Consider the following 25,295-nt stretch of genomic DNA (forward strand, 5'->3'; position numbering starts at 1 on the left):
GGCGTGCTCGTCCTCGGCTGGCCGGTAGTCGAACTGGTAGACATAGGTCGCATTGCCGCCCGCCGCGTGGTACCCACCCGCACCGCCCTCCTGTCAGTCGACGACCAGCTGACCGCCGCGCTGATCGAGGACGGACGAGCCTCCTACACCGACCTCGCGCGCCGCGCCGACACCACCGCCCTCACCGCCCGTCGCCGTCTGGAGGCACTGGTGGGCGGCCAGGTCCTCAGGCTCGCGACCGAAGTCGATCTCGCCCGGCTGGGCATCCGCGCCGAGGCACTCCTGTGGATCACCGTCGCACCTGGCGGACTGGAGGAGACGGGCCAGTGGCTCAGCCGCCACCCACAGGTCCGGTTCGCCTAGGCCACCACCGGCCCGGCCAATCTCCTCGTGGCCGTCGCGGCAGCCGACCTCAACGCGCTCTACCACTTCATGAGCGACACCATCGGCGCCCTCAAGCACATCTCCACCCTCGAGGTCACCCCCATCCTGACCGGGGTCAAGCGGACCGGTCTGGTACGCCCAGGCAGCCTCTGAGCCGACCACATGTGATCCTCGACAATGTCACCGTGGCCACAATGAACACATCCCACGCGCCGAGCCCCGAGCGTTCACCCCGCTCTTGTGGTCCTTCAGATCGAGTGGGACCGCGCAGTACGGGAGGACACCCGAGATGCGATGACCGGACCTGCACCTCGGTGCCGTCGAGGTGCAGCGTGACCCTCTGGCCTCGGCGTAGACCCTCGGCGTAGGCGCGTACAGCTCGGCATTCGCCTGATGCGGCAACTGGAAGCGCACAACTCCGTTATCACCTCGGCCAGTTGTTGAGGGACAACAGCGCCAGACCCTCAATGCGCTCAGTCGTCGCCGTAACTGCGGGCCGGCTCGCAAGGCGGATAACGGCGCGTCAGTGCAGTGCAACCTCGCCCGCATGGACGGCACGCATGGCGCGCTCGACCGTCTCCTGGATTTCGCCGACCGGGGCCACGTAGCCGATGACGTCGCGCGCGGCGTCCTCCCCGAGCATTCGGGTAATCACCCACGTGGCGAGATACTGGGACGCCAGGCAACCGCCCGCCGTAGCGATGTTCCCCTCGGCGTAGAACGGCGCATCCAGCACGGTGACATCGCAGGCTTCGACAAAGGGCCGGGTCTTCATGTCCGTGCACGCCGGCATGCCATCCAGCAACCCGAGCCGGGCCAGCACCAGCGCGCCGGAGCACTGGGCACCGATCAGCTGTCGCGAAGGGTCGAGCAGCAGCCTGGAGATCAGCCGGTCGTCGGCGACCACGTCTCGCGTCTTCACCCCGCTACCGATCAGCACGACATCGGCTTCGGTCACGAACTCCATCGGGCGCTGCCCGGTCACCTCGACGCCGTTCATCGACGTGACCACGGGCGTCGGCGTCGTAATGAATGCTTCCAAGCCGTCCCTACGGCACCGGTTGATCAGCGCGGAAGCGATGAAACTGTCGAGCTCATTGAACCCGTCGAAGGTGACCACGGCTACCTGCATCACAACTCCTCCAAGTACGGCATCGGATCCGCAGTTTCCCTGGCGCGCCGTGCGGGCGCGAGAGCCAATCAGCGGCTCGTGGCCTGCCTACCGGGGTCGAGTCACCCTCCTTCGCAGCAGCCGCCCCGAAGTCCGAGGTGCAGTCCCGGCTGCACCCCGACGTATTCCTCGCGTCTCTGGCGCCCCGGGAGAGCCGGCACGGCATGAGCCGCCGTTCCGACGCTCGACAGCTCGGAGGTTGGTGGATCGCGGTTGACGTGACAACGTGGCGATGTTGCATTTGCGCTATTTTGTCGCAGCTGCTGAGGAGTTGAACTTTACGGCGGCGGCCCGGCGACTGCACATGGCCGCTTCACCGCTGAGCCAGCGGATAAGGGACCAGGAGCGGGAGCTCGACAACCGGCTGTTCGAGCGCGACCCACGGCGTCACGCTCACCCCCGCGAGGCGCTGCTGCCGCTCGCGCGGGACGTGCTGGAACAAGTCAATTCCATTCCGTGCGGGCTGCGCGAGGCGACCCGGCCGGAACGCAGCTCCATGTTCGTGGGCGTTCATACCGGGGTGCACCGCAGGCCGAGGGAGCTCATCAACACGCTCGCCGAACGCGTCAGCGTGGAGCTCCTGCGCTGGCCCGGCACCTCCAAGTCGAGCTCCACCGCCCTTGCCCGGTTCAGTGAGCACCTCACATGACAGGCGAACACGCCCACGGGGGCGCACCGCCGGCCCGGCATGGCCCCAACCCATCCGGCCGAATCATCGGCTCTCCTCCCGGGGCGACGGGCGGAAAGCACGGTAGGAATTCAACGTGAATGATCTCCTCATCGAAGTCATCGAGGCCCATGGCGGGATGGCACGCTGGCAGGAACTGACCCAAGCACAAGCCACCCTTGTCAGTGGTGGCGACCTGTTCGCCATCAAGGGCCTGACGCAGGATGCGACGCCTCGCACGATGACCGTCAGGCTGCACGAGGAGCACGCCTCGGTACGGCCCTTCGGTGCTCCCGACCAGCGGACCGACTTCACGCCCGGACGAGTGAGCATCGAAAAACTCGACGGGCAGGTGGTGGCCGAACGCACGGACCCTCGGGCGTCATTCTCCGGACACACACTGGAGACCCCCTGGGACCCGCTGGACCGCGCCTACTTCAACGGCTACGCGTTGTGGACCTACCTCACCACGCCCTTCCTGCTCGCCATGCCCGGCTTCACGGTCACCGACATCGAGCCGTGGCGGGAAAGAGACGAGGTCTGGCCGGGTCTGCGCGCCGCCTTCCCGCTCCGGATCGCAAGCCACAGCACCCACCAGGACTTCTACTTCGGCCCTGACCGGCTGCTACGGCGCCACGACTACCACGTCGACGTGGCCGGCGGATTCACCGCCGCACAGTACGTCCACGACTACGCAGAAGCGGACGGCATCGTGCTGCCCACCAAACGCCGGGCCTACCGCCGCGACATCGACGGTCGCCCGCTCATGGATCAGGTCATGGTTTCCATCGACCTCAGCGACGTCCACTTCAGCTGACGGAGCCTTCGGTCGAGGTCTCCGCCACGCCTGTGAATCCGCCGTCATCGTGAGCCAGTGGCCCAGCTCCTCTCGTTGTGGATCTCCGTCAAACACCCGATGGCCTTGTCCTGGGTCGCAAACCCCGGCTCCTCGGACTCAATGGGCTACAGCCCGACTGTGCAGCGGCAGTAGGTTCACGGAAGCAACATCACAACCTCGTGAGTGTCCAACTGTGATTACGGATGGCTTCCCCATGGGGAAGTCAACGCTCGTGAGTCACATCGGCCGGCTGGGTTTCCCTGACAGGTGGTCTGCACGGCGAGCACCGGGTTGATGGGTTCAACGAGTTGCTCGACGGCGACCGACACGAGGTGCGCTGGGGCATCACCGCCCAGCACCGCGCTCACGTACTCGAGGGGCCTGCGCCGGGGACAGCACCGACAGCCTGTGACGTAGGGTGCGACAACTGCATGCGCCCGCCTGCGGCGGCGACTTCGCGTATCTCATCGTGTAGATCGCCTGCCGCGGTCCGGACGGCCAGCCCACGGATGCGAAAGCGGTAGTCGGCCTCCGACTCCCCGCCCACCGCGGAGATGACTCCGATCTGGTACAGCCCTCCGTCGACGCGATCGACCAGATACGGTCCATTGCCGACCAGCATGGCGCCGGGGTGCCCGGTGCGCACGAACTCCTCGGACTGCCGGCAGACGATCCACACCAACTCGTGCTCCTCGACATCCGCCACAGTCATGGCCGTCGAGTCCCCGCCGCCGGCCGACCACTTCTGATACTTGCGCTCCAACTCTTCCTCGACGATGCCCCTGCGCCGACGAGTGGCTTTCCCCTGCCACTGCGAGCGGGGTAAGCGCCAGTGAACTGCGCGAATGTCTCAGGGCAAGCCGCCTCTGGGGTCGACCGCCAGGAGCTGTCCGGGCGATCACGGTTCGGGCTGCAAGGCCCGGGTTGGATTGGCCGTGCAGTCCCCTAGTCTGCGCTCATGACCACCGATGAGTCCGGAGCCATTGCGGGTGCGGCTCTTGAGAAGCACCTCTCCTTGATCGACGAGCTGCTCGAACAGCCCTTCCCGGAGACGACCTTTCATGACGACACCGGGTGCGGTGGCCCCGAGCATCGTGTGCGCATCCTGCGGGCCAGTCAGGACTTCTGGGATGACGGCGACGGCCAGGCGGCGCGCGAGGCCGACGCAGTCCTGCGGGCCAACCTCGACGCGCTGGTCGCAGCGCTCAAGGCACGCTGGGGCGAGCCACTCGTCGTCGACCTGTGGCCGTATCTGAGGGCTGGCTTCGAGGGGAGGCCGTGTCCGAGCCGATCAACTTCCTTGGCCAGCTGGCCGGAAGCATGCAGGCATGGCCACACGGGGATTCCGGCAGTTGGCTCGCGCTCACCATCGGCCAGGGAGACAAGGAACTGCCGCTCGAACTGCTCGCGGCGGTCGGTCAGCTCCCTGCGCTTGCCCCAAGTGTGGTCGGCCGGTCGGGTCGGACCACCGCCGAGACGGCACCGCCATCCGCACAGTCGCAGCGGGTGGCTACGGCCCGGGAGTTCTTGAGTTTGTTGACGGCCCGCTCGACGGTGTTGCGTTTCTTGTAGCGGTTCTCGTCGAAGCCCGCATGGCTCCAGAACGTCTCCCCCAGCCTTGGTCACACACTCGGCTCGCCTTCCGACTGAAGAGTGGTTTGGCATGGTTTCCCGACTGCAGCTCACTGGGCGCCGTCCAGGCGAACATGCCGACGGTGTCAAGGGTGCCGTCCGTACGGCGATGGCATGGTCGCTGAGACTCACATCACACAGCGTCTTGGTGTCACACCTTGCCGGGCTGTCCGGTCAGTAGTGCGTAACGCCAACTCTGCTAGGAGGACCCATGGATGCGCGTCTCAACTACTACGGCAATGACCTCGCGACCAAGCTGCTGAAGCACTTCTACTCGGCCAGCAAGGTGTTGTCGGACTCGACGCTGCCGGCCGCCATTCAGCGTCTGGTGGAGATCCGCGCCAGCCAGATCAACGGCTGCGGCTTCTGCACCGACATGCACACCAAGGACGCGGCCCACGCCGGGGAGACCTCGGTGAGGCTCAACCTGGTCGCCGCCTGGCGGGAGGCGACGGTCTTCACCGAGGCCGAGCGCGCCGCACTGGAGCTGGCCGAGCAGGGCACCCGGATCGCGGACGCAGCCGGTGGGGTCACGGACGAGGCCTGGGCGAACGCCGTCAAGCACTTCGATGAGGACCAGCTCGTCGCGCTGATCTCCCTCATCGCCGTCATCAACAGCTACAACCGCATCAACATCATCAACCAGCAGCCGGCAGGCAGCTATCAGGTGGGCCAGTTCGGCTGAGCCAGGACGTCCGGCCCGGCCGGACGCGCATGATCCGTCTCCGCGTCGCCCCGGCCTCCGGCGGAGAGACCGACTTCGGGCGCCGGCCATCCGCACTGAACCACGCGGTCGGCTGCGCCCGTTTCTTGGCAGCCCGACACTGCGCCACCTCCTTCACGACACAGCTTTGAAAAGTCTGAAGGACGGTACTCCTCGCGGATCGACCGTGTTCTCCCCGAGGCGGCCGTCAAGGGCGAGTGCGGGCCGGGTACTCGATGCCGCGGTCTCCCGGACTGTGGAAGCCGCACGACAAGAGGCTGGGTGGTCTCGGGACTCTCTGTCGAGACAGAAGACAGACGGCAGACGGTGTGTCACAGATGCGTGCCGCGCTTTGTCTTCACTATGAAGCAAGTTGTTTGTGAGCCCGGAATCGCCGACGCGAGAACGTCCATTCCGGGCAGCCCTACGGAGGTGTTGCACAGTGCACGAGATGGATTCAGTGGACGGGGTCGGACCCGAGATGCTGGCGGACGTCAAGCCGCCCTTCATTCCCGAGGGTGCTTCGGGGATGACCGTCCTTGTCGAGTGGCCTCCCGGTCACCCCGGCACTCCTCCTCACCGCCACTCGGGGCCGTGTTTCGGCTACGTCACCGAGGGCGCGGTCCGGTGGGAGCTCGAGGGTGAGCCGGAGCGCGTGATCAAGGCCGGTGAGACGTTCTGGGAGCCGGGCGGTGACGTGATCCACTACCAGAACGGCAATGCCCTGTCGGACGCGCCGGCCAAGTACGTCGTGTTCATGCTCTGTGCGCCGGGCCGGCCGATGCTCACGCTGGTCAACGAGGAGGAGCTCGAGAAGCGGGCTCACCTGCGCGCCCCGCGGCCCACCGACTGACCTGCCGCCTGCTCGCACAGCCCGGGTTCGAACGGAGCTCGTCTCCTCCGGGGGAGGGCACGATGAGGCATGAGCGCCACTGATGTCGTGTACGGCATGCTGACCGCGCTGTTCGCGGCGGCGGCCATCCGAGCGCTGCGGTATGACGTCCTGTCACGGAGTGCCGGGTAGCGCAGTCGAGTCGACCATTTCCTGCGCACCGCCATGGCGCTGGCCATGGCGGTGATGCCTTGGAACTGGGGGCGCATGCTGCCGGAGGCGCCGCTGACAGCCTTCTTCGCAGCCGCCGCATTGTGGTTTCCGCTGAGCGCTGTCAGCCGCTGCGAGAAATCGGTACTGACCGCAACCGCACAGAGGCTGCGGTACGCGGTCGGCATGGCCGCGATGGCCTGGATGGATGTTGCCGACGCACGGTCCGGCAGAGATCAGGGGCGTATTTCCTGTGCCGTCAGCGCGCAGCCCGCATAACTGCTCGGTGCGGTCGGGGAGGTGGCCCATGTAGTTCGCCGTGATCGGTGGTATGGGACTGGTCCGGACGCAGGTGGCGAAGAAGCTGGACACGGCCGGACACGAGGTCGTTCCACACAAGATGGACGGGAACGGAGGGTCCGTCGGGTGCCTGCGTTCATCGCATGACGACTCCCACGTCACACCTGGGGCAGGCACACATCACCCTACGCAGCAACGGGGGGTGCACAGCGGGGCCAAGAATCGAGGAACGCGGTGATCTTGCTCGGGGTGAACACCCACATCACGTTGTAGATGCCTCCCTGCGAGGCGGCTACCGTCATGAACGCGATGGGTTGGTCATTTCGGTAGACCATCACGCCTGGACAGCCGTTGGCGTCGACCAACCTGGGCTCCGCCTCCCGCCAGAACCGCGGATAGGTCGACAGCTTGGCCACCCGCGCACGGCCCAGCACGGGTATACGAGCGCAGGACCGGAGACCGTTGCCGTCGGACAGACTGACGGCATCCGGGGTGAGAAGGGCCTCCAGTGAAGCCACATCCCCCGTTCGAGCCGCTGAGACGAAGGCATTCAGGAGGCGTCGGTGCTCCGCCGTGTCCACGCTCTCCCGCTGCTCGTCCGACAAATGCCTGCGAGCACGGCTGACGATCTTCCGCACGTTGACAAGGCTGAGCTGAAGTATTTCAGCGATCTCGGGGTAGCCATAGTCGAACGCCTCACGCAACACGTATGCGGCACGTTCGACCGGGCTGAGCTTTTCCAGCACCAGCAGCAGAGCCAGCTCCAGTGCCTCCGCACGCTGCGCGCCCACTTCCGGATCCGAACTGGTGTCGACCGGTTCGGGCAGCCACGGCCCGATATACGTCTCCCGACGCACACGCGCCGATTGCGCAACGTTGATGGCCATACGGGTCGTCGCGCTCGAGAGGAAGGCCACCGGGCTCACCACCGCGGAGCGATCGGTGTTCTGCCAGCGCAGCCACACCTCCTGGACCACGTCCTCGGCCTCGACCACGCTGCCGAGCACACGGTAGGCGATGCCGAACAGGCGACCCCGGTACCGAACAAACACAGAGACTGCCTCTTCAAGGTCCTCCGCCGGGGAGGACGATCTGAGATCCATAATCCTGCGGTCTCCCTTCCCCCGGTCACGGCCGCCTACTGGCGGGACCACCGGCTACCTCGTTCACGGACGGTTCCGCCCCCAGTCCAGGTCACCCTCCTGCAGACCGACGTGCCGCCGGGCAGGGAGCACACGGCTTGTTCAGATGCCACACAATCTCTGGTCACTGAAAGTCACGGCTGCTCCCATCGCTTCCGATCGATGCATTCCTACCTGGCCAGGTTGGATCGGGACCGGACTGAGGCGCATCGCATAAACGAGTGATCTAACCCGACCACAGACACTCAACAGCTGGGTTATGCGGTGGGAGGTCGTACCTGGTCCTGGCGATGGGCCCCTCGGTGAGGCTTCGTAGCCGCGACATCGGCGGCCTGTCCGACCGTATGCCGTTTCCAGGCCGTTTCGGCAGGCATGCGCCAGTCGGGCGGAAGGGGAAGACTGTGATGAGACCTTTGGCCGGGCTCCCATGAGGTCACAAACGCCCGACCGGCCGCGCGCATCGGCACCGGAGTGCTGGGCTGAGCCGCACCGCTCGAAACGGCCGACACATCATCAACAGGACAGCATGCGTCGGTCAGATGGCGGGTCAGGCATCTTTGGCGGCGCCAACGACATCCTGACAATCAGTGGACGCCACCCACCACGGGAGTCGCAGTAGCGAAAGGTGTCACATATCCCGGGGCGGTCCGGTCGTAGTGAGTGGCAACCCCTCGGCGATCGGAGCAGACCGTGGCTATCACCGAACAGCGTCTTTCCACCATGGTGCTGGTGATCGGCACCGGAGGTGCCGGGCTGCGCGCAGCGATCGAACTGGCCGAGGCCGGTGTCGACGTCCTCACGGTCGGCAAGCGCCCCAAGGAGGACGCCCATACGGCACTCGCTGCCGGAGGAATCAACGCGGCCCTCGGCACCATGGATGCCGAGGACAGCTGGCAGCAGCACGCAGCCGACACTCTCAAGGAGAGTTATCTGCTGGCCGATCCCCGCACCGTCCAGATCGTCACCCAGGGCGCCATCCGAGGTATCGACGACCTGGAACGTTATGGCATGGCCTTCGCCAGGGAAGAGGACGGACGGATCTCCCAGCGCTTCTTCGGCGCGCACAAATTCCGGCGCACCGCCTTCGCCGGCGACTACACCGGCCTGGAGATCCAGCGCACACTCATCAGGCGCGCGGCCCAGCTCAACATTCCCGTGCTCGACGGCGTCTACATCACCCGGCTTCTGGTGCACGATGGGGCCGTTTTCGGCGCTTACGGCTTCGACCTGACCCACGGAACGCGGTATCTGATCCATGCCGACGCCGTCATTCTGGCGGCGGGGGGCCACACCCGTATCTGGCGGCGTACGTCCTCACGACGCGACGAGAACACGGGCGACTCCTTCCGCCTGGCCGTGGAGGCCGGAGCCCGCCTGCGCGACCCCGAGCTGGTGCAGTTCCATCCCTCCGGAATCATCGAGCCGGAGAACGCGGCCGGCACCCTGGTCAGCGAGGCGGCGCGGGGTGAGGGCGGCATCCTGCGTAACGCGCTCGGGGAACGGTTCATGACCCGCTACGACCCTGCGCGCATGGAACTGTCCACCCGCGACCGCGTGGCCCTGGCCTCCTACACGGAAATCAAGGAAGGACGCGGGACTCCCAAGGGCGGAGTGTGGCTCGATGTCTCACACCTGCCACGGCAGACGATCATGACGAGGCTCCCTCGCGTCTACCAGACCCTTCTGGACCTCCAGATGCTGGACATCACCCGCGATCCGATCGAGATCGCGCCCACGGCGCACTACTCGATGGGCGGGGTGTGGGTGCGTCCCGAGGACCACAGCACCGATGTTCGGGGCCTGTACGCCATCGGCGAAGCGTCGAGCGGGCTGCACGGCGCCAACCGCCTCGGCGGGAACAGTCTCATCGAACTGCTGGTCTTCGGTCGCATCACAGGCCAGGCGGCCGCCGCCTACTCGCAGTCCCTGACCGCGCAGCTACGGTCGGCGTCGGCCACCGGGCAGGCCCGCGCGGAGATCGACGATCTTCTCGCGGCCGACGGACGGGAGAACGTCCGCGCCCTGCAACGCGCCATCCGCAACACGATGACCGAGCATGCGGGAGTCGTACGCGACGAAGAAGGCCTTCGCGCCGGGCTGGCGGAGCTCGCGGTGATCGAGAAGAGGATGGAGGACGTAGGCATACACCCGGACATCGCAGGCTTCCAGGATCTCGCGCACGCCTTTGATCTCAAGTCCGCCGCCCTGTCAGCCCGGGCCACCCTCGAAGCAGCACTGGAGCGGCGCGAGACCCGCGGCTGTCACAACCGCAGCGACCACCCCGACCTCGACCCCGATCTGCAGGTCAACCTTGTGTGGTCCCCCACGGCCGGTATCAGCCGCGAGAGCATCCCGGCCATCCCGGACGAGATTTCCTCCCTGATGGAAGAAGTCTCGACCGAGGGAAAGCTTGCCGAATGACCTCGCGAGGATTCAGCCATCGGCTGCTGCAGCCCGTTTGCAGGACGCAGGTGCCGCGGAGTGGCACCCAGCCATCGGGACGCCGATACCCCTGAGTCCCTCCCCAACGTCGACGGGTTGATGCGCACGGCCAAAGATTCCGTGCGAGTGGGAGGATGCCGTATGGACCCTGCTGACGCGGTGCCGATCGCTGAGCTGCTGGAAGAGCGTCGGTATCTGCTGGATGTCGCCTACTGGATGCTGGGCAGCCCCCGTGAGGCAGAAAGCGTCGTCGATGAGACCTACCGCCGGTGGTACGGGTTGTCCGACGCGGAGCGCCGACAGATCACAGCACCCCGGACCTGGCTCGCGAAGATCGCGAGCGAGATCTGTCTGAGCAGGCTCACCCACCCCGAACGGAGTGCGACGGGCCAGAGGCAGGGTCATCGCACGGAGACGGGAGACGCCGAGGAGACGCAGGCGAGGTTGGCCGAGGAGGTCAGCCAGGTGCTGTTGGACGCGCTGGACTCTCTGTCGCCTGCCCAGCGGGCGGCGTTCGTACTCAATGACGCCTTCGGTCTGGTGCCCGACATGGTCGCCGACATCGTGGGACGCCCAGAGCCGGAGTGCATCGAACTAGCTAGTGCCGCGTCAGCCAAGGTTCGCCCCGTCGCGACGCCCGGCACGCTCCCCCACTGCCTTAAGGGCGTGGGAGGTGCCCCCACTCGCCGCGCCGGCCGAAAGCCCAAGTACATCCAGTACGAGGACTTCCGGCCGGCAGTCCCCCAGCCTTCGGCCGGGGGCGACACCCAGAGCACGCACCGGACGCCGCTCCTCAACGGGCAAACCTTGGCTGACGCGGCACTAGCCGACCGGGCCCGCCATTGCCTGCGGATGCAGCGCTCACGCCCCACGACGCCGGAAGGGCACGATGCCCTCGCCCGCGCCGTCCGGCAGGCCTGCGCAAGCGAAGACACGGAGCTGCTCGCCTCGCTGCTGTGTCCGGACGCCACGGCGTTCTTCGACGGCGGCGGCAAGATCCGGGCACGGATCAGGCCCGTACACGGCAGCCGGCGGGTCGCCCACAGCCTGCTGACACTCCTGGCCCGCCGTCCGCGCACCACCTTGACCGCCCACTCCGTCAACGGGCGCACCGGCCTCGTCGCCCGCTACGACGACCAGGTCGCTGCCGTCATCAGTCTCGAGGTGAGGGCCCGTCGTCCATGCCGACGTCACTCGGCACATGCGGGAACGGTTCACGAGAGGTCGGCGAGAGGAGCGCTCGGTTGCCAGGCGACGGGTAGGACGACGTCGACACCGTCGCGGCGGGCCAAGGGCAACAGCCGACTCATCGTGGCGTCCATGTCGTCCAGGAAGTAGGGCATCGGCCTCAGGGGCCGGTGCAGACCAAGGAAGAAGTCGTCCCAGTGCACCAGGACGACCCGGCGGGCCCCGGTCGAAACAACGACCTCGTCCCAGTAGGTGCGCAGGAACTCGGTCGACTGCTTGCCCAGGTTGCCGATGCCCAGATAGATGACGTCGGCGGCCCGGCCTCGCAGGGCGCCAGGGCGGAAGTTGGCACTGGCGTGCAGCAGGATGCGGCCTGCGGGATGGGTGACGAGGACACTGTAGGCGGTGCCGGTCTTCCATGCTGCGGCCCGGGCCGGTGGTACGAGGGGCTCGTCGACAGTGCCGGGATAGTGGTCGCCGGGGCTGTGCACGGAGTCCAGGAAGGTCAGGTCGAAACGGCCGTAAGAGACGGTCTCCCCGTCAGCGACCAGCCGCAAGGACGACGCCGGCACTCCCAGGCCGCGGCCGATGTTCGCGGTAGAGGGCGATCCGACCAAATCCGCGCCGGTCTCCAGTGCCCACACCGGCGCATCGAGGGCGTGATCGTAATGGGAGTGGGCGCAGACCACCGCGGCCAGATTCTTCACCCGCAGTCGATCGATGGCCGCGCGCACGACAGAGCGGTCGGGCGCGATCCTGCCCAAGGCGACGCGCAGCAACCCCGGCCGGGTGACGAAACCGTCGCTGAGCACGGAGGTCTCGCCGTCCGACAGGAGGACGGAACTGGTGCCCAGAAAATGTGCGACCAGCCCGTCATCGCTCGTCATGAGCGGCTGCTGGTACGGCAGATACGGACGCAGGCTCGCATGACCGACAGGCATTCTCATAGCGGCATCCTGACCTGTCGCACGCGCCTGGGCGACGGGGGGTTGGGGAGTCAGCACGGCACCGTCAAATCACCCCGGACTCCACCACCCGGACGGCACTCGTTTCAACCCGGTTCGAGCCGCTGAGCCACCCTTCCCCCGGCGGGCATGTTGGCTGCACGCATAGCCAACCCCCAAACTATGTTGCCCCGCCACATGTGCGTCCGACCTGCGTGTTTCTACGGTGTGCCGACACCTACCCGTCCCCACCGACCACGAGGAAGTGGCGCACATGGCCTCCGCAGCAACCGCTCCCCCACCACCCGCCAGCCTCAAGCGCATCGTCGCCGCCAGCCTCATCGGCACCACCATCGAGTGGTACGACTTCTTCCTCTACGGCTCGGCCGCCGCCCTCGTGTTCAACAAGCTGTTCTTCCCGGAATCCGACCCGCTCGTCGGCACGTTGCTGTCGTTCCTGACGTACGCGGTGGGATTCGCGGCCCGGCCTCTGGGCGCGCTCGTCTTCGGGCACTACGGCGACCGGCTGGGCCGCAAGAAGTTGCTGGTGCTGAGCCTGCTGCTGATGGGCGGGGCGACGTTCGCGATCGGCCTGCTCCCCACGTACGCGACCGTCGGGGCGGCTGCCCCCGTGCTGCTGACCACGCTGCGGCTGGTGCAGGGTTTCGCCCTGGGCGGCGAGTGGGGCGGCGCCGTCCTGCTGGTGTCCGAGCACGGCGATGCCAAGCGGCGCGGGTTCTGGGCCTCGTGGCCGCAGACCGGGGCGCCCGCGGGGCAGCTCCTGGCGACCGGCGTGCTCTCGCTGCTGACGGCCACCGTGTCGGACGACGCGTTCGGCTCGTGGGGCTGGCGCATTCCGTTCCTGCTCTCGGGCGTCCTGGTGATGGTCGGTTTGTGGATACGTCTGTCTGTCGATGAATCGCCCGTGTTCAAGCAGGCGTTGGAGCAGGCCGAGGCTCGTAGGGCGACACAGGACACGGAGCCCGAGAAGTTGCCGCTGGTCTCGGTGCTGCGTCACCACTGGCGTGACGTACTCATCGCGATGGGCGCCCGCATGGCGGAGAACATCAGCTACTACGTGATCACCGCCTTCATCCTGGTGTACGCGACCACGTCGGCCGGCGTCTCGAAGCAGACGGCGCTCAACGCGGTGCTCATCGCGTCCGCCGTGCACTTCGTCGTCATTCCGGCCTGGGGCGCGCTCTCGGACCGGATCGGCCGCCGGCCCGTCTATCTGCTGGGCGCCGCCGGAGTCGGCCTGTGGATGTTCCCGTTCTTCTCCCTCATCGACACCGGCGGCTTCGGAAACCTGGTGCTCGCCATCACTGTCGGCCTGGTCCTGCACGGCGCGATGTACGCGCCCCAAGCCGCCTTCTTCTCCGAGATGTTCGCGACGCGCATGCGTTACTCGGGTGCCTCCATCGGGGCCCAGTTCGCCTCGGTCGCGGCGGGCGCGCCCGCACCGCTCATCGCGACCGCCCTGCTGTCCGACTACGGCAGCTCCACACCGATCGCCCTGTACGTGATCGCGGCGGCCGTCCTGACCCTGATCGCGGTGGGAGCCGCCAAGGAGACACGCCACCGCGACCTGGCGGAGGTCGAGCCCCCGAACGACGACCGGCCGGCGGCGGTCCCGGCCGCGGACGCGCGCACCGTCTGAGGCTCTGGTCCCCTCTTCATGGCCCCCGTACGCGGATGACGCGTACGGGGGTCAGTGCGGTGCGGCCGACGACAAGTGGTGCAGTCGCAGGGCGAGTTGGATCTCCAGCGCGCGGGCCGGACTCTGCCAGTCGTCCCCGAGCAGCCGTCCCACCCGCTCCAGCCGCTGCGCCACCGTATTCACATGCACATGCAGGTCGTCCTTCGTGCGCGCGGGGCTCATGCCGCAGGCGAAGTACGCGTCGAGGGTGCGCAGCAGATCCGTCCCGCGTCGTTCGTCGTATGCCACGACGCGGCCGATGGTGCGCTCGACGAAGCCGGAGATGTCCCGGTCCCCTGCGAGCAGCAGCCCCAGGAAGCCGAAGTCCTCGGCGGCCGCACCGTCTCCGGCGCGTCCGAGCAGACGCAGGGCGTCCAGGCAGCGCTGTCCCTCCGCGTACGCGGCGGCCACCGCGTCCGGGCGGGCGGCGAGTTGCTCGAGGGGCGCGGAGGCGCCGACGGTGACCCCCGCGTGGACCGCGGTGCCGAGGTGCCTGGCCGTACGACGGGCCAGGTTCGTCGCGGTGTCGCCGGGCGCGAGGGGGAGCAGCAGGACCGTGCCGCCGTCTCGGGCGGCGGCCAGTCCATGCCGGGTGGTGGCGAGATGGGAGGCGGCGGACCACAGGCGTCTGCGGGCAGCTGCCTCCTGGTCGGCGTCCGCGGCTGGAGCGTCGAGCCGGGCGGCCAGTACCACGTGCGGGCCATCGAGGTCGGCGTGCAGACGGGCGGCCCGCTCACCCAGCAGGCGTGGATCGCGGTCGCGGGCGTCCAGCAGGTCGTCCAGCAGCTCGCCGCGGACGCGCTGTTCGGCCTCGGCGGCCGATCGCCTTGCGAGCAGGAGCAGTGAGGTGACCATCGCGGCCCGCTCCAGGGTGCGCTGGTCGACGGGGTCGAGGCCCGGATGCCCGCGCAGCACCAGCGCGCCGAGCAGTTCGCCTCCGGCGGCCACCGCGGCGACCCAGTCGTCCCGGTGTCGCACGGCGTGGCCCTCGGTGCGGGATGTCTCCACAGCGGCAGTCGGCGCGTCGCCCGATTCGACGAACACGACAGTGCCGTCGAGGACTTCGGAGACGGCGGCGGCCACGTCGTGCACCCCGCCGCCGCGCAGCACGAGCTCGGCGAGCCGGTCGTGGACGTCCGACGCACGCTCGATCACCCCGCTGCGGTCCCGGATGATCTCGTTGGCACGGCCCAGCCGGTCGAGGGCCGAGCGGGTCTCCGTGAGCCAGTTCGCCGTGTCGATGGCCGCCGCGGCCAGGGCCGCGAACGAGCCGAGGAGGGCGATCTGCTCCCGCTCGAAGACCCGCGCGCGGCGGTCCGCCGCGAACAGCACCCCGATGACCTGGGACCCGATCATCAACGGCACCCCGAGAATCGCCACGAGGCCTTCGTCCCGGACGCCCGAGTCGATGGTCCGGGTGTGCTGGAAGCGCTCGTCCTTGAAGTAGTCGTCGGTGACGTAGGGGCGGGCGGTCTGTGCGACGAGTCCGCCCAGCCCCTCCCCCATGCCGAGCCGCAGCTGCTGGAAGCGCGCGGCGACCGAGCCCTCAGTGACCCGCATATAGGTGTCGCCCCTGGCCTCGTCGTGCAGGCTCAGGTATGCGACGTCCGTGCCGAGCAGTGACCGGGCCCGCTGCACGATCGCCTGGAGTACGGCGTCGAGGTCGCGCAGGCCTGCCAGGTCGTGCGCGGTCTCGAACAGCGCGGAGAGCTCGGCCTCACGACGGCGCCGTCCCTCTATCTCCGAGCGCACGCGCAGGGCGAGCAGCTTGGCCTGTTCGAGCGCTGCGATGCGCTCGGGCGGCCGGCCCTCGGCGCGGGCGAGCAGCACGGGCTGCTCGTAGGCGTCGGCGGACGCGCCTCTGGCCAGGAGTTCCAGAAACGGCGCCTCGGCGCTGTCGGCCGGGCGCTCGGCGGATTGCACGTGATCGCGGGACATGCTCACAGGATTACGCATCGACGGGCCGGCACCGGAAGGCCTGTGGACAACTCATGCCCGGGCTCCCGTTCGGCTCCGGCTCAGTGCGCGGTCCAGCCCCCGTCCAGCACCAGGGACGTACCGGTGATGAAGGCCGCCTGCGGACCGCACAGATAGGCCACCGCCTCCGCGACCTCCGTGGGCTCGATGAGCCGCTTGACCGCGCTGTCCTGCAGCAACACTTCGGCCAGGACGCGCTCCTCGGGAATCCCGTGCGCCTGCGCCTGGTCCGCGAGCTGCTTCTCGACCAGTGGGGTGCGCACATAGGCGGGGTTCACACAGTTCGAGGTGACTCCATGGGGTGCGCCTTCCAGGGCGGCGGTTTTCGAGAGCCCCTCAAGGCCGTGTTTCGCGGCCACATACGCCGATTTGAACGCCGAGGCTCGCAGCCCGTGGACCGATGAGACATTGACGATGCGGCCCCAGCCCTGCCCGTACATGTGGGGCAGCGCTCCGCGGATGAGCCGGAACGGTGCCTCCAGCATCACGGTCAGTACGGTGTGGAAGACATCGGGCGGAAACTCCTCGATGGGGCGCACCATTTGGAGCCCGGCATTGTTCACGAGGACGTCGGTGCCCGCGGCTGCCTGCTCTGCCGCGTCGAGGTCGGTGAGGTCGAGGACGTACGGCTCGACCGTGCCTGCCAGGCCCTGGGCTCCTTCGGCCAGCGCGTGCAGGCCCGTGGCGTCCCGGTCGACCGCTCTCACCTTGGCGCCGGCGGCGGCGAGCCGCAGCGCGCAGGCGCGGCCGATGCCGCCTGCGGCGCCGGTGACAAGGGCGGTGCGGCCGCCGAGGTCTAGTGCGGAGGCGTGGGGGCCCGGGAGGGCGCTGGGCGCGGTCATGCCTCGACCCTAAGCAGCGCCCACGTCCCAACCGATGTGGTCGCCGCACACACTTCACCCTCTGGCCATGGGTGCAAACCATGTGGGTGCATCGGATAGCGCCTGCTTGATCCGGAAGAGTGCGTGCTCGCTCAGCTCGGGAAGGGCGTCCACGTCGAACCAGCCGACCTGCAGCGACTCGTCGTCGTTGACACGGGCTTCGCCGCCGATGGCCCGGCACCGGAACGTGGTGTCCATGAACTGGCAGATGTCACCGTTGTCGAAGGTGACCTGTTCGCCGGCTTCGACCAGAACGACCCGCTCGACTTCGCAGCGTACGGCGGTCTCCTCGTACACCTCGCGCACGGCACAGGCCGCGGGCTGCTCGCCGGGTTCCGGGATACCGGAGATCAGCGCCCACCGACCGTTGTCCGAGCGCTGGCCCAGCAGCACTCTGCCCTCGTCGTCGAAGACGACCGTGCTCACGCCGGGGAGCCAGAGAAGCTGATGGCCCGCGGAGGCCCGGATCGTGCGAATGAAGTCAGGAATAGCCATGCCCCGACCCTAACGGCCCAGCCCGGTAACGCCCCGGCGGTCCGGGCAGCCCCGTCCTGCGCGCCTACCTGCCGGTGTCCCGGCGTCCACGCACCGTCGTCGCCACCGCCCAGCCGAGGCCGCCCGCCGCGACCAGCAGCAGGGCCATCTCGGGGAGGATCCCGAGCTTCGTGGCAGGGGTCTGCGAGGAGCGCAGCGGCACCTTCTGGACCAGCGAGTCGGCCACGAACATCCCGGTCTTCTGGGTGATCTTCCCGTCCGGCATGATCACGGCGCTGACGCCACTCGTCACCGGCACCGTGACGGTGCGGCTGTGCTCCACGGCACGGACACGGGACATCGCGAGCTGCTGGTAGGTCATCTCGCTGCGGTCGAAGGTCGCGTTGTTGCTGGGCACCGAGATCATCTGCGCCCCGTCGGTGACGGTGCTGCGCACGGCCCAGTCGAAGGCGGCCTCGTAGCAGGTGGCGAGACCCACCTTGGCGCCGTCCATGGTGAACACGCCCGCCTTGGTGCCACGGCTGAAGTCCTGGCGCACCATGGTCGTCCAGTTCTTGTTGATGGCCCCGAGGAGGGAACGCATCGGAAGGTACTCGCCGAAGGGCTGGACATGCCGCTTGTCGTAGGTGTCGACCGCGCCCTTGACCGGGTCCCACAGGATCTGCTCGTTGTAGAGCTTGCCGTCCCGCTCGACGACACCGCCCACCGAGATGGGGGCGCCGATCGCCTTGGCCGCGGTGTCGATCACGATGCGCGCGTCGGCGTTGGCGAACGGGTCGATGTCGGAGGAGTTCTCCGGCCACAGCACGAAGTCGGGCTGAGCAACCTTGCCCGCCTTGACCTCGGCAGCCAGCCGCTCGGTCTCCCGGGCGTGGTAGTCGAGAACCGCGCGCCGCTGGGCGTTGAACTCGAGCCCCGCACGCGGCACGTTGCCCTGGATGACCGCGACGGTCGCCGTCCCGTTCTCGGCCTTGTCACTCACCAGCGTCCGCGCGGCGAGCGCCCCCGCCACGGGCACGACGACGCTGAGCAGCGCCGCCGCGGCGGCGCCTCGCCGGACGACACGCGTACGGCGGCCTTCGACGACCAGGCGCACGATCTCGTACAGCCCGAAGCCGCAGAGCACGACCCCGAAGCCGAGCACCGGGGTGCCGCCCACGGCGGCGAGCGGAAGGAAGACGCCGTCGGCCTGTCCAAAGGCGATCTTTCCCCAGGGGAAGCCGCCGAACGGCGCACGCGCGCGTGCCGCCTCACCGGCGATCCACACCGCGGCCGCCCACAGCGGCCACGCGGGTAGCCGGGAGACGAGCGTGATGCCCGCACCGACCAGCGCTATGTACACCGCCTCCACCGCGACGAGAGCCAGCCACGGCCCGGAGCCGACCTCGACACCGGTCCACACGAGCAGCGGGAGCAGGAATCCCAGGCCGAACAGATAGCCGAGGCCGAGACTCGCCTTCCAGGTGCGGTCACGCAGGACCCAGGCGAAGACCGCGAAGGCCGGCAGGGCGAGCCACGACACGGTCCGTGGCGGAAAGCTGACGTACAGCAGCACTCCGGAGAGCGTCGCGGCGGCGGCCGGAACGAGATGCCGAGCCAGTCCGGCAGCGCGCGAGGCGGGTGCGGCCTGGGGTTCGAGCTGGTCCGGCTCGTCTACGGTGGTTGCGGTGGCGGTCACTCGGGGAGTGTACGGCGCGTGACATCGGCGCCGACAGCACGGTCTTGTGGGCCCGGGTGGGCGAACGGCTGCGGGCAGGACGTCCCGTGCGCGTCTGCCGCAACGTTTCTGCGCAACTTGTCCACAAACCGGCGCATCACCCGTTACGGTGTGCCCGAGCCTCTGACGTGCGGCCGGATGCGGCCACGACGACCGGGGCCCGTCATACACGGGGGGCGACGGGGTGGGGTCCACGGGGATGACGTCCACGGCCGATACGGCGGCCGCGGGCGAGAGACGCAACGCTTCGGACGCCGCGGGCGTGATCGTGCTCGCGGCCTGCGCCACCTGGTCCTTGATCACGGCGGCCGCACACGACGGCAGGCCCGAGGGCGTACTGCTGGCGGTGCTCGCGGTGGCGGCCGGCTACGCCTCGGGGCGGATCTTCGGGGCTCTCCTGCCGGTCGCCGCACCCTGCGCCGGGGCCCTTGCCGGACTCGGCCTCGCGATCGCCACTCCCGGACCACAGATCACCTCGCAGCTCGGTCACACGGGCGCCACGGCAGCACTGCTGACACTCTCCACCGGCGCCGCGTGCTGCGCGGCCTGGGCAGCCGACCCACCCGCGCTGCGCCTCACGCTGCGGCTGCTCGCCACCGGGGTCACGGTGACCGCGGCGGTGCTGGGGTCGACCACGGGGTTCGTCACCTGCGCCGGGGTCCTGCTGTGTTCGACGGCCGCGGCCCGTATGCGTCACCGCGCCCTGGGGCTCGCGGGACTGGCGCTCACCGCGGCGCTGGTCGCAGGAACGACCTGGGCGATCGCCGAGGACTCGCTGCCCGACGGCCTGACCACCTCCTTGGAGGGACAGCTGACCCGGCACCGGGTCCTGCTCTGGCACGACGCACTCCATCTGGCCCGCCAGGATCCGGCGCTGGGTGTCGGTCCCGGACGCTACGGAGAACTCAGCCCGACGGTCGCGCACTCACTGCTGCCCGACGGCAAGCCCCACTCCGCGCCCCTGCAGCAGGCGGCCGAGCAGGGCTTGATCGGCGTGGCACTGCTCGCGGCGGCGTTCTGCTGGGTCCTGTACGCGCTGTGGCGCGCTCCGCGCCCCACACCGATCGCGCTGACGGCGGGCGCGGCCCTGGCGGCGCTGGCCGCCATCGCGTCGATCGGCAATGCGCTGAGTTTCACCACGGTGACAGCCGGGGCGGGCCTGCTCGCCGGGCTCGCCACGGCGCGGCCGCTGGCCGACGAGGGGCCGGAGAACGTCATGGACACCGCGGAGCATCGCCGCGGCAACCGCATGGAGCCGTGAAGCACGGCAGGCCGGGCGGGCCGGCCCGGGTCAGATCACGGTGCCGGGAGTGGCCGGGCGCAGACGGTCGCGGATGATGCGTACCGCCGCCTCGGCGTTGTCCACCGTGATCGTGAACGTATGGCCGTCGCCAAGACGCAGCACCACGCCCTCGCCGCGCCGGACGATGACGGCGGTCCCCTTCTCGGGCCGCCAGCGGTAGCCCCACCCGCCCCACTGGCGGGGAGTGACGCGTGGCTCGAAGTCGGCGCCCACGACGCTGGAGAGCGGAATACGGCGGCGCGGCAGACCGATGTGGCCGCAGCGCACCTCGACGCAGTCCTTGTCGACCTTCACGGCGACGTGCACGAACGCGAGCGTGCCGAACAGGATCAGCAGTCCGGCCGCGATGCAGCCGACCACGGACATGACGAGCGGAGCCGTGCCCGATGTCCACACGGAGTCGACGGCCAGCTCGATACCGAGCGCCAGGCAGGCGGCACCGCCGAGTGCGGGCAGCCATTGGACGCGGTTGGTCGCACGCCCGGTCCAGATCTCCGGGGGCGTGCTTTCGCCGTGGGGGTGGTCCCTCATATCAATGAGACTACTCAGGTTCCGCACCGCGGGCACCGGGTCGCGGAGCGTTACTCCCCCGGGTGGTCGACGGCTGTACGGAGGGCGTCCGTGTGCTGACCAGCGGTGACCGTCGGTCAGCGGGCGGGGCTGACCGCCGACAGGAGGCGGCCTTCCTCGTACTGCAGCGCGGTCGCGGGCAGCGCGCCCTCGCGGCCGCTGAGGAGCACCGTGACGGCGGAGTCGGCGGGAGCCTCGGCGTCCGGGAGCTCGCCGATCCTGCGCAGCGCCTGGGCGGCCACGGCGCCGGCGGACCCGTGCAGGACGAGCGGCGGAAGGCCGGGCTGCTGCACGGCCGCGCGGATACGCTCGGCGACCAGTTCGTAATGGGTGCAGCCCAGGACGACGGCCCTTACGTCCTTCGGGGTGTGCTCGGCGGCCGCGGCGATCGCGGCGTCGATGGCTGCCTGATCCGCGTGTTCCACGGCGTCGGCGAGCCCGGGGCACGCCACCTCGGTGACGCTCACTCCGTCCGCGAACTCGCGGATGAGTCCTCGCTGATAGGGGCTGCCGGTGGTGGCGGGTGTGGCCCAGATCGCCACGGGTCCGCCGCCCGCCGCGGCCGGCTTGATCGCCGGGACGGTGCCGATGACGGGCACCTCCGGCTCCAGACGGGCGCGCAGCGCGGGCAGGGCGCGCACGGAGGCGGTGTTGCAGGCGACGATCAGCGCGTCCGGCCGATGCTGCGCGGCGGCCTCGGCGACGGCGAGGGCGCGTGCGGTGACGTCCTCCGGCGTACGCGGCCCCCAAGGCATGCTGCCGGGGTCCGAGGAGAGCACGAGATCGGCGTCGGGCCGCAGTCGACGTACCGCGGCAGCAGCAGCGAGCAGTCCGATTCCGGAGTCCATGAGCGCGATCTTCACCCGGTCACCATAGACGATCCGCCCCAACGGTCGGCCGGGGTGGGGCAGACTGCGGCGGGTGAGCGCCATTGTGTGGACCGCTGTGGGATCACTGGCCGCTTGGCTGTGGCTGCTGCTCGGCCAGGGCTTCTTCTGGCGTACGGATGTGCGGCTGCCACCGCGTCGGGATCCGGACGACTGGCCGTCCGTCTGCGTCGTCGTACCGGCACGGGACGAGGCCGCCGTTCTGCCCGCGAGCCTGCCGTCGCTCCTGGCACAGGACTATCCGGGGCGGGCCGAGGTCTTCCTCGTCGACGACGGAAGTTCGGACGGCACCGGGGAACTGGCCCGTGAGCTCGCTCGCACCCACGGCGGCCTGCCGCTCACCGTCGACTCGCCCGGGGAGCCGCCCGCGGGCTGGACGGGCAAGCTCTGGGCCGTACGCCACGGAATCGGGCTGGCACGCGCGCGTGGACCCGAATATCTGCTGCTGACGGACGCGGACATCGCCCATGACGCCGACAGCCTGCGGGAGTTGGTGGCGGCCGCGCGCACCGGTGGCTTCGACCTCGTCTCCCAGATGGCCCGGCTGCGCGTGGAGAGCGTGTGGGAGCGGCTCGTCGTGCCGGCCTTCGTCTACTTCTTCGCACAGCTCTATCCCTTCCGGTGGATCGCGGTGCAGGGCTCGCGGACGGCGGCCGCGGCGGGCGGCTGCGTCCTGCTCCGTACCGACGCCGCCGAGCGGGCGCGGATCCCGGACGCGATCCGGCATGCCGTGATCGACGACGTGGCGCTCGCCCGGGCGGTCAAGCGCGGCGGCGGCCACATCTGGCTGGGGCTCGCCGAGCGGGTGGACAGCGTGCGGCCGTATCCACGGCTCCACGATCTGTGGCGGATGGTCTCGCGCAGCGCGTACGCCCAGCTGCGGCACAACCCGCTGCTGCTCGCCGGCACGGTCGCCGGCCTGACCGTGGTGTACCTGGCTCCGCCGGTCGCTCTCGCGGTGGGCCTTGCCGCGGGGAACGTCTGGGCGGCGACCGCCGGAGGGCTCGCGTGGGTGCTGATGACGGCCACGTATCTGCCGATGCTCCGCTACTACCGGCAGCCACTGTGGCCGGCCCCGCTGCTGCCGGTCACCGCGTTCTTGTACCTCCTCATGACAGTCGATTCGGCGGTGCAGCACTACAGGGGGCGCGGCGCGGCCTGGAAGGGCCGCACCTACGCGCGCCCCGACACCGCCCTCGACGAGAGCTGATCGCTCACTTCCTGCCGGGGGTCCAGTTCATGCCCCACCCGTAGGCGTAGTCGACGGTGCGCTGCGGGCTCACGCGGCGCTCGGGGACGAGGTAGCGGGCCTCGCGCTGGACGACCAGGTCGCCGCCGTTGTTGGTGATGAGGGCGAGGGCACAGACGGTCGAGGGCACCGTGCACTCGTCGAGAGAGAAGTCGACCGGCGCGCCGCCCAGTGGCTGGAGGGTGACCGTCGCGTGCAGGTCGGCGAAGGAACGCGCTCCTTCGTAGATGGTCACAAAGATGAGAATGCGCCGGAAGCTCTGTTTGTGGTCGAGGTTGATGGACAGGTTCTCGCCACTGGCCACGGCGCCGGTGCGGTCGTCACCGTCGAGATGGATGTACGGCGGCTGGTGCAGCGCCCCGAAAGCGTTGCCGAGTGCCTGGACGACCCCCTTGCGGCCGTCGGACAGCTCGTACAGGGCGCACAGATCGAGGTCGAGGTCCGCGTGCATCGCGACGGCCCGGCCCCGCTTGCTGCCCCAGCCGGAGAACTGCTTGCGCACCTGCCAGTTGAGATTCACACGCATCGTGCCCGAGGTGCCGCCCTGTTTGGTGAGCGAGACCGAGGGAGCCTCCTTGGTGAGCGTCACCTTGGAGAGGCGGACCGGAGCGGTAGGAGCCGCGGGCGGCGGAGCCATCGGGGGCGGCGGCATGGTCACGGGCGGCGCGACCGGGGGCGGCATGGTCACGGGCGGCGCGACGGGCGGGGGCGGACCCTGCACACGGCTGCCGGGCGCGGGTGGTACGGCGGCGGGCGGCGCCGCGTGCTGCGGTTCGTCCACCGTTATCCCGTAGTCCGTGGCCAGCCCTTCGAGTCCGCTGCTGTAGCCCTGCCCGACGGCGCGGAACTTCCAGGCGCCCTGGCGCCGGTAGAACTCGCCGAGCACGAAGGCGGTCTCTACGGTCGCGTCGGCGCTGTCGAAGCGAGCGACCTCCGTGCCCTTCTGCGCGTCGAGCACCCGGATGTACAGCCCAGGAACCCGCCCGAAGGTGCCGCCGTCCGCGGAGGCGGCCAGCACCACGGTCTCGATGGCGGGCTCCACGCGCGCGAGGTCGACGAGCAGCGCGTCGGTCACCTGACCGCCCGCGTCCCGCTTGCCCTCGTGCCGCACGGCACCGGAGGAGTGCGCCGGCTGGTTGTAGAAGACGAAGTCGCCGTCCGAGCGAACCTTTCTGGACACCAGCAGCAGCGCCGAGGCATCCGCGTCGGGCACCCCCGGTCCCGAACGCCAGCCCAATTCGACGCGCAGTGCGGTCGTCGGCACGGGAACATTCGATCCCTTAGGCATTGACATGTACGCCCCCATCACGTGTCTCCGCGCCTGGCCGCACCTCGGGCGGACCGCCGGCTCCGTTGCCGCCAAACCTAATCCTTCGGCCCGCCGAACTCCCATGACCCGGACAGGAAGACCCGTGGTCAACCGCCGGTAACCCACCATGAACTCGGCCTTTACACGATCCGAGCGCTGTTTGGCGTCCTTTTTTGCCGAGTTCGCTCGCATTGGGGATCCCGCGTCACTGCCGACACGGAAAACAACCCTCTTATCGGTCTCCCCAACCAGCACATCGTGGGCTTAACTTATGTGCCATGACCTCCCCCCGCTCCACCTATGGCGGCGGTTACTACTCCGCGCCGTCCTTCTTTCCTGACACCCCGATCTACGACTCTCTCGTCGCCGAACGGGGCACTCCCCAGATCGCTCCGATCCGGGTTCCCGCCGCCTACGACACGGGCAGCCATCTGCCCGCGCTCCCGTCGGCACTTCCGGCCCTCCCGGCCGGGCCCTCACACCAGGCTCCCTCGTACGGCTACCCGCAGGCCCAGCAGCCCGCGCCGCTGCAGCAGGCCCCCGCGCCGTACATCCCTCAACAGGCTGCGGGACCGCGCGGATATCCGGGCGCACAGCCGCAGCAGCAGCGTCCGATGGGGGCCGGCACGGGCTACGAGGCGATGCGCCCCGCGGCGCCCCGTCCCGCTCCGGCTCCGGCTCCGTACCAGGACCCGTACAACAGCCAGCAGTACCGCGGCTACTGAGTAATTCGCGCCGGATTGTCGGTGCCTGCT

22 protein-coding genes and 3 pseudogenes are annotated in these 25,295 nt (G+C 69.1%); 13 read left to right on the top strand and 12 right to left on the bottom strand.

Annotated features, from left to right (window positions below; genetic code table 11):
- The first annotated feature begins 66 nt into the window (after positions 1–66).
- Entirely contained in the window at positions 67–363 is a 297-nt protein-coding gene (locus ACIBK0_RS33435) for an Lrp/AsnC family transcriptional regulator (RefSeq protein ID WP_399088127.1), read from the top strand.
- A gap of 27 nt (positions 364–390) precedes the next feature.
- On the top strand, positions 391–537 hold the full coding sequence (locus tag ACIBK0_RS33440; protein WP_399088129.1) for a hypothetical protein: 147 nt from the start codon (positions 391–393) through the stop codon (positions 535–537).
- A 370-nt stretch (positions 538–907) separates the two neighbouring features.
- Here ACIBK0_RS33440 and ACIBK0_RS33445 read toward each other — a convergent pair whose 3' ends face one another.
- Positions 908–1,516: a DJ-1/PfpI family protein gene (locus ACIBK0_RS33445; protein ID WP_399088131.1), complete on the bottom strand. Its 609-nt coding sequence runs from the start codon at positions 1,514–1,516 to the stop codon at positions 908–910.
- A 310-nt stretch (positions 1,517–1,826) separates the two neighbouring features.
- Between ACIBK0_RS33445 and ACIBK0_RS33450 the strand changes: the two genes are divergently transcribed.
- Entirely contained in the window at positions 1,827–2,204 is a 378-nt protein-coding gene (locus ACIBK0_RS33450) for a LysR family transcriptional regulator (RefSeq protein WP_399088133.1), read from the top strand.
- A 115-nt stretch (positions 2,205–2,319) separates the two neighbouring features.
- The gene (locus ACIBK0_RS33455; protein ID WP_399088135.1) at positions 2,320–3,039 is read left to right on the top strand and encodes a hypothetical protein; all 720 of its coding nucleotides are present in this window, start codon (positions 2,320–2,322) and stop codon (positions 3,037–3,039) included.
- A gap of 385 nt (positions 3,040–3,424) precedes the next feature.
- Here the strand turns inward: ACIBK0_RS33455 and ACIBK0_RS33460 are convergent, their stop codons facing one another.
- Both ACIBK0_RS33460 and ACIBK0_RS33465 read right to left on the bottom strand, forming a co-directional pair.
- Entirely contained in the window at positions 3,425–3,823 is a 399-nt protein-coding gene (locus tag ACIBK0_RS33460) for a YrhB domain-containing protein (protein ID WP_399088137.1), read from the bottom strand.
- A 733-nt stretch (positions 3,824–4,556) separates the two neighbouring features.
- A pseudogene (locus ACIBK0_RS33465) lies at positions 4,557–4,652 on the bottom strand (IS5/IS1182 family transposase); the annotation flags it as partial.
- 251 nt (positions 4,653–4,903) lie between these two features.
- Here ACIBK0_RS33465 and ACIBK0_RS33470 point away from each other — a divergent pair.
- The 3 genes and pseudogenes from ACIBK0_RS33470 to ACIBK0_RS33480 all read left to right on the top strand — a co-directional run.
- Entirely contained in the window at positions 4,904–5,377 is a 474-nt protein-coding gene (locus tag ACIBK0_RS33470) for a carboxymuconolactone decarboxylase family protein (RefSeq protein ID WP_399088139.1), read from the top strand.
- 469 nt (positions 5,378–5,846) lie between these two features.
- Positions 5,847–6,248, top strand: a complete 402-nt coding sequence (locus ACIBK0_RS33475) for a cupin domain-containing protein (protein ID WP_399088141.1) — start codon at positions 5,847–5,849, stop codon at positions 6,246–6,248.
- Between the two features lie 186 nt (positions 6,249–6,434).
- A pseudogene (locus ACIBK0_RS33480) lies at positions 6,435–6,716 on the top strand (DUF5134 domain-containing protein); the annotation flags it as partial.
- 206 nt (positions 6,717–6,922) lie between these two features.
- On the opposite strand, the gene ACIBK0_RS33485 reads toward ACIBK0_RS33480, so the two are convergent.
- Positions 6,923–7,840, bottom strand: a complete 918-nt coding sequence (locus ACIBK0_RS33485) for an RNA polymerase sigma-70 factor (protein WP_399088143.1) — start codon at positions 7,838–7,840, stop codon at positions 6,923–6,925.
- A gap of 759 nt (positions 7,841–8,599) precedes the next feature.
- On the opposite strand from ACIBK0_RS33485, the gene ACIBK0_RS33490 reads away from it, so the two are divergent.
- Both ACIBK0_RS33490 and ACIBK0_RS33495 read left to right on the top strand, forming a co-directional pair.
- Complete coding sequence (locus ACIBK0_RS33490) at positions 8,600–10,300, top strand: L-aspartate oxidase (protein ID WP_399088374.1); 1,701 nt, start codon at positions 8,600–8,602, stop codon at positions 10,298–10,300.
- Positions 10,301–10,462: 162 nt separating this feature from the next.
- Positions 10,463–11,659, top strand: a complete 1,197-nt coding sequence (locus ACIBK0_RS33495) for a hypothetical protein (protein WP_399088145.1) — start codon at positions 10,463–10,465, stop codon at positions 11,657–11,659.
- A 176-nt stretch (positions 11,660–11,835) separates the two neighbouring features.
- Here ACIBK0_RS33495 and ACIBK0_RS33500 read toward each other — a convergent pair.
- A pseudogene (locus tag ACIBK0_RS33500) lies at positions 11,836–12,456 on the bottom strand (MBL fold metallo-hydrolase); the annotation flags it as partial.
- Between the two features lie 271 nt (positions 12,457–12,727).
- Between ACIBK0_RS33500 and ACIBK0_RS33505 the strand changes: the two are divergent.
- Positions 12,728–14,113 (top strand): MFS transporter, encoded by a 1,386-nt coding sequence (locus ACIBK0_RS33505; RefSeq protein ID WP_399088147.1) that lies wholly within the window; start codon positions 12,728–12,730, stop codon positions 14,111–14,113.
- Between the two features lie 51 nt (positions 14,114–14,164).
- Here the strand turns inward: ACIBK0_RS33505 and ACIBK0_RS33510 are convergent, their stop codons facing one another.
- From ACIBK0_RS33510 to lnt, 4 genes are all read right to left on the bottom strand, one after another.
- Complete coding sequence (locus ACIBK0_RS33510; RefSeq protein ID WP_399088150.1) at positions 14,165–16,090, bottom strand: helix-turn-helix domain-containing protein; 1,926 nt, start codon at positions 16,088–16,090, stop codon at positions 14,165–14,167.
- Positions 16,091–16,170: 80 nt separating this feature from the next.
- A complete protein-coding gene (locus ACIBK0_RS33515) occupies positions 16,171–16,971 on the bottom strand; it encodes a 3-hydroxybutyrate dehydrogenase (RefSeq protein WP_399088152.1) in 801 nt (266 codons plus the stop codon).
- A 54-nt stretch (positions 16,972–17,025) separates the two neighbouring features.
- The gene (locus ACIBK0_RS33520; protein WP_399088154.1) at positions 17,026–17,505 is read right to left on the bottom strand and encodes an NUDIX hydrolase; all 480 of its coding nucleotides are present in this window, start codon (positions 17,503–17,505) and stop codon (positions 17,026–17,028) included.
- 64 nt (positions 17,506–17,569) lie between these two features.
- Positions 17,570–19,183 (bottom strand): apolipoprotein N-acyltransferase, encoded by a 1,614-nt coding sequence (gene lnt / locus ACIBK0_RS33525; RefSeq protein ID WP_399088156.1) that lies wholly within the window; start codon positions 19,181–19,183, stop codon positions 17,570–17,572.
- A gap of 238 nt (positions 19,184–19,421) precedes the next feature.
- Between lnt and ACIBK0_RS33530 the strand changes: the two genes are divergently transcribed.
- Positions 19,422–20,483 (top strand): O-antigen ligase family protein, encoded by a 1,062-nt coding sequence (locus tag ACIBK0_RS33530; protein ID WP_399088158.1) that lies wholly within the window; start codon positions 19,422–19,424, stop codon positions 20,481–20,483.
- Between the two features lie 30 nt (positions 20,484–20,513).
- On the opposite strand, the gene ACIBK0_RS33535 is transcribed toward ACIBK0_RS33530, so the two are convergent.
- Positions 20,514–21,056, bottom strand: coding sequence for a hypothetical protein (locus tag ACIBK0_RS33535; protein WP_399088160.1), 543 nt, complete (start codon positions 21,054–21,056; stop codon positions 20,514–20,516).
- A gap of 116 nt (positions 21,057–21,172) precedes the next feature.
- A complete protein-coding gene (locus ACIBK0_RS33540; protein ID WP_399088162.1) occupies positions 21,173–21,958 on the bottom strand; it encodes a glutamate racemase in 786 nt (261 codons plus the stop codon).
- A gap of 58 nt (positions 21,959–22,016) precedes the next feature.
- On the opposite strand from ACIBK0_RS33540, the gene ACIBK0_RS33545 reads away from it, so the two are divergent.
- Positions 22,017–23,192, top strand: a complete 1,176-nt coding sequence (locus tag ACIBK0_RS33545) for a glycosyltransferase (protein ID WP_399088164.1) — start codon at positions 22,017–22,019, stop codon at positions 23,190–23,192.
- 4 nt (positions 23,193–23,196) lie between these two features.
- On the opposite strand, the gene ACIBK0_RS33550 is transcribed toward ACIBK0_RS33545, so the two are convergent.
- Positions 23,197–24,525 (bottom strand): TerD family protein, encoded by a 1,329-nt coding sequence (locus ACIBK0_RS33550; protein WP_399088166.1) that lies wholly within the window; start codon positions 24,523–24,525, stop codon positions 23,197–23,199.
- 293 nt (positions 24,526–24,818) lie between these two features.
- On the opposite strand from ACIBK0_RS33550, the gene ACIBK0_RS33555 reads away from it, so the two are divergent.
- Positions 24,819–25,265, top strand: coding sequence for a DUF6643 family protein (locus ACIBK0_RS33555; RefSeq protein WP_399088168.1), 447 nt, complete (start codon positions 24,819–24,821; stop codon positions 25,263–25,265).
- Positions 25,266–25,295 lie beyond the last annotated feature (30 nt).

Source organism: Streptomyces sp. NPDC050564, assembly GCF_044457265.1.
Classification (GTDB): Bacteria; Actinomycetota; Actinomycetes; order Streptomycetales; family Streptomycetaceae; genus Streptomyces.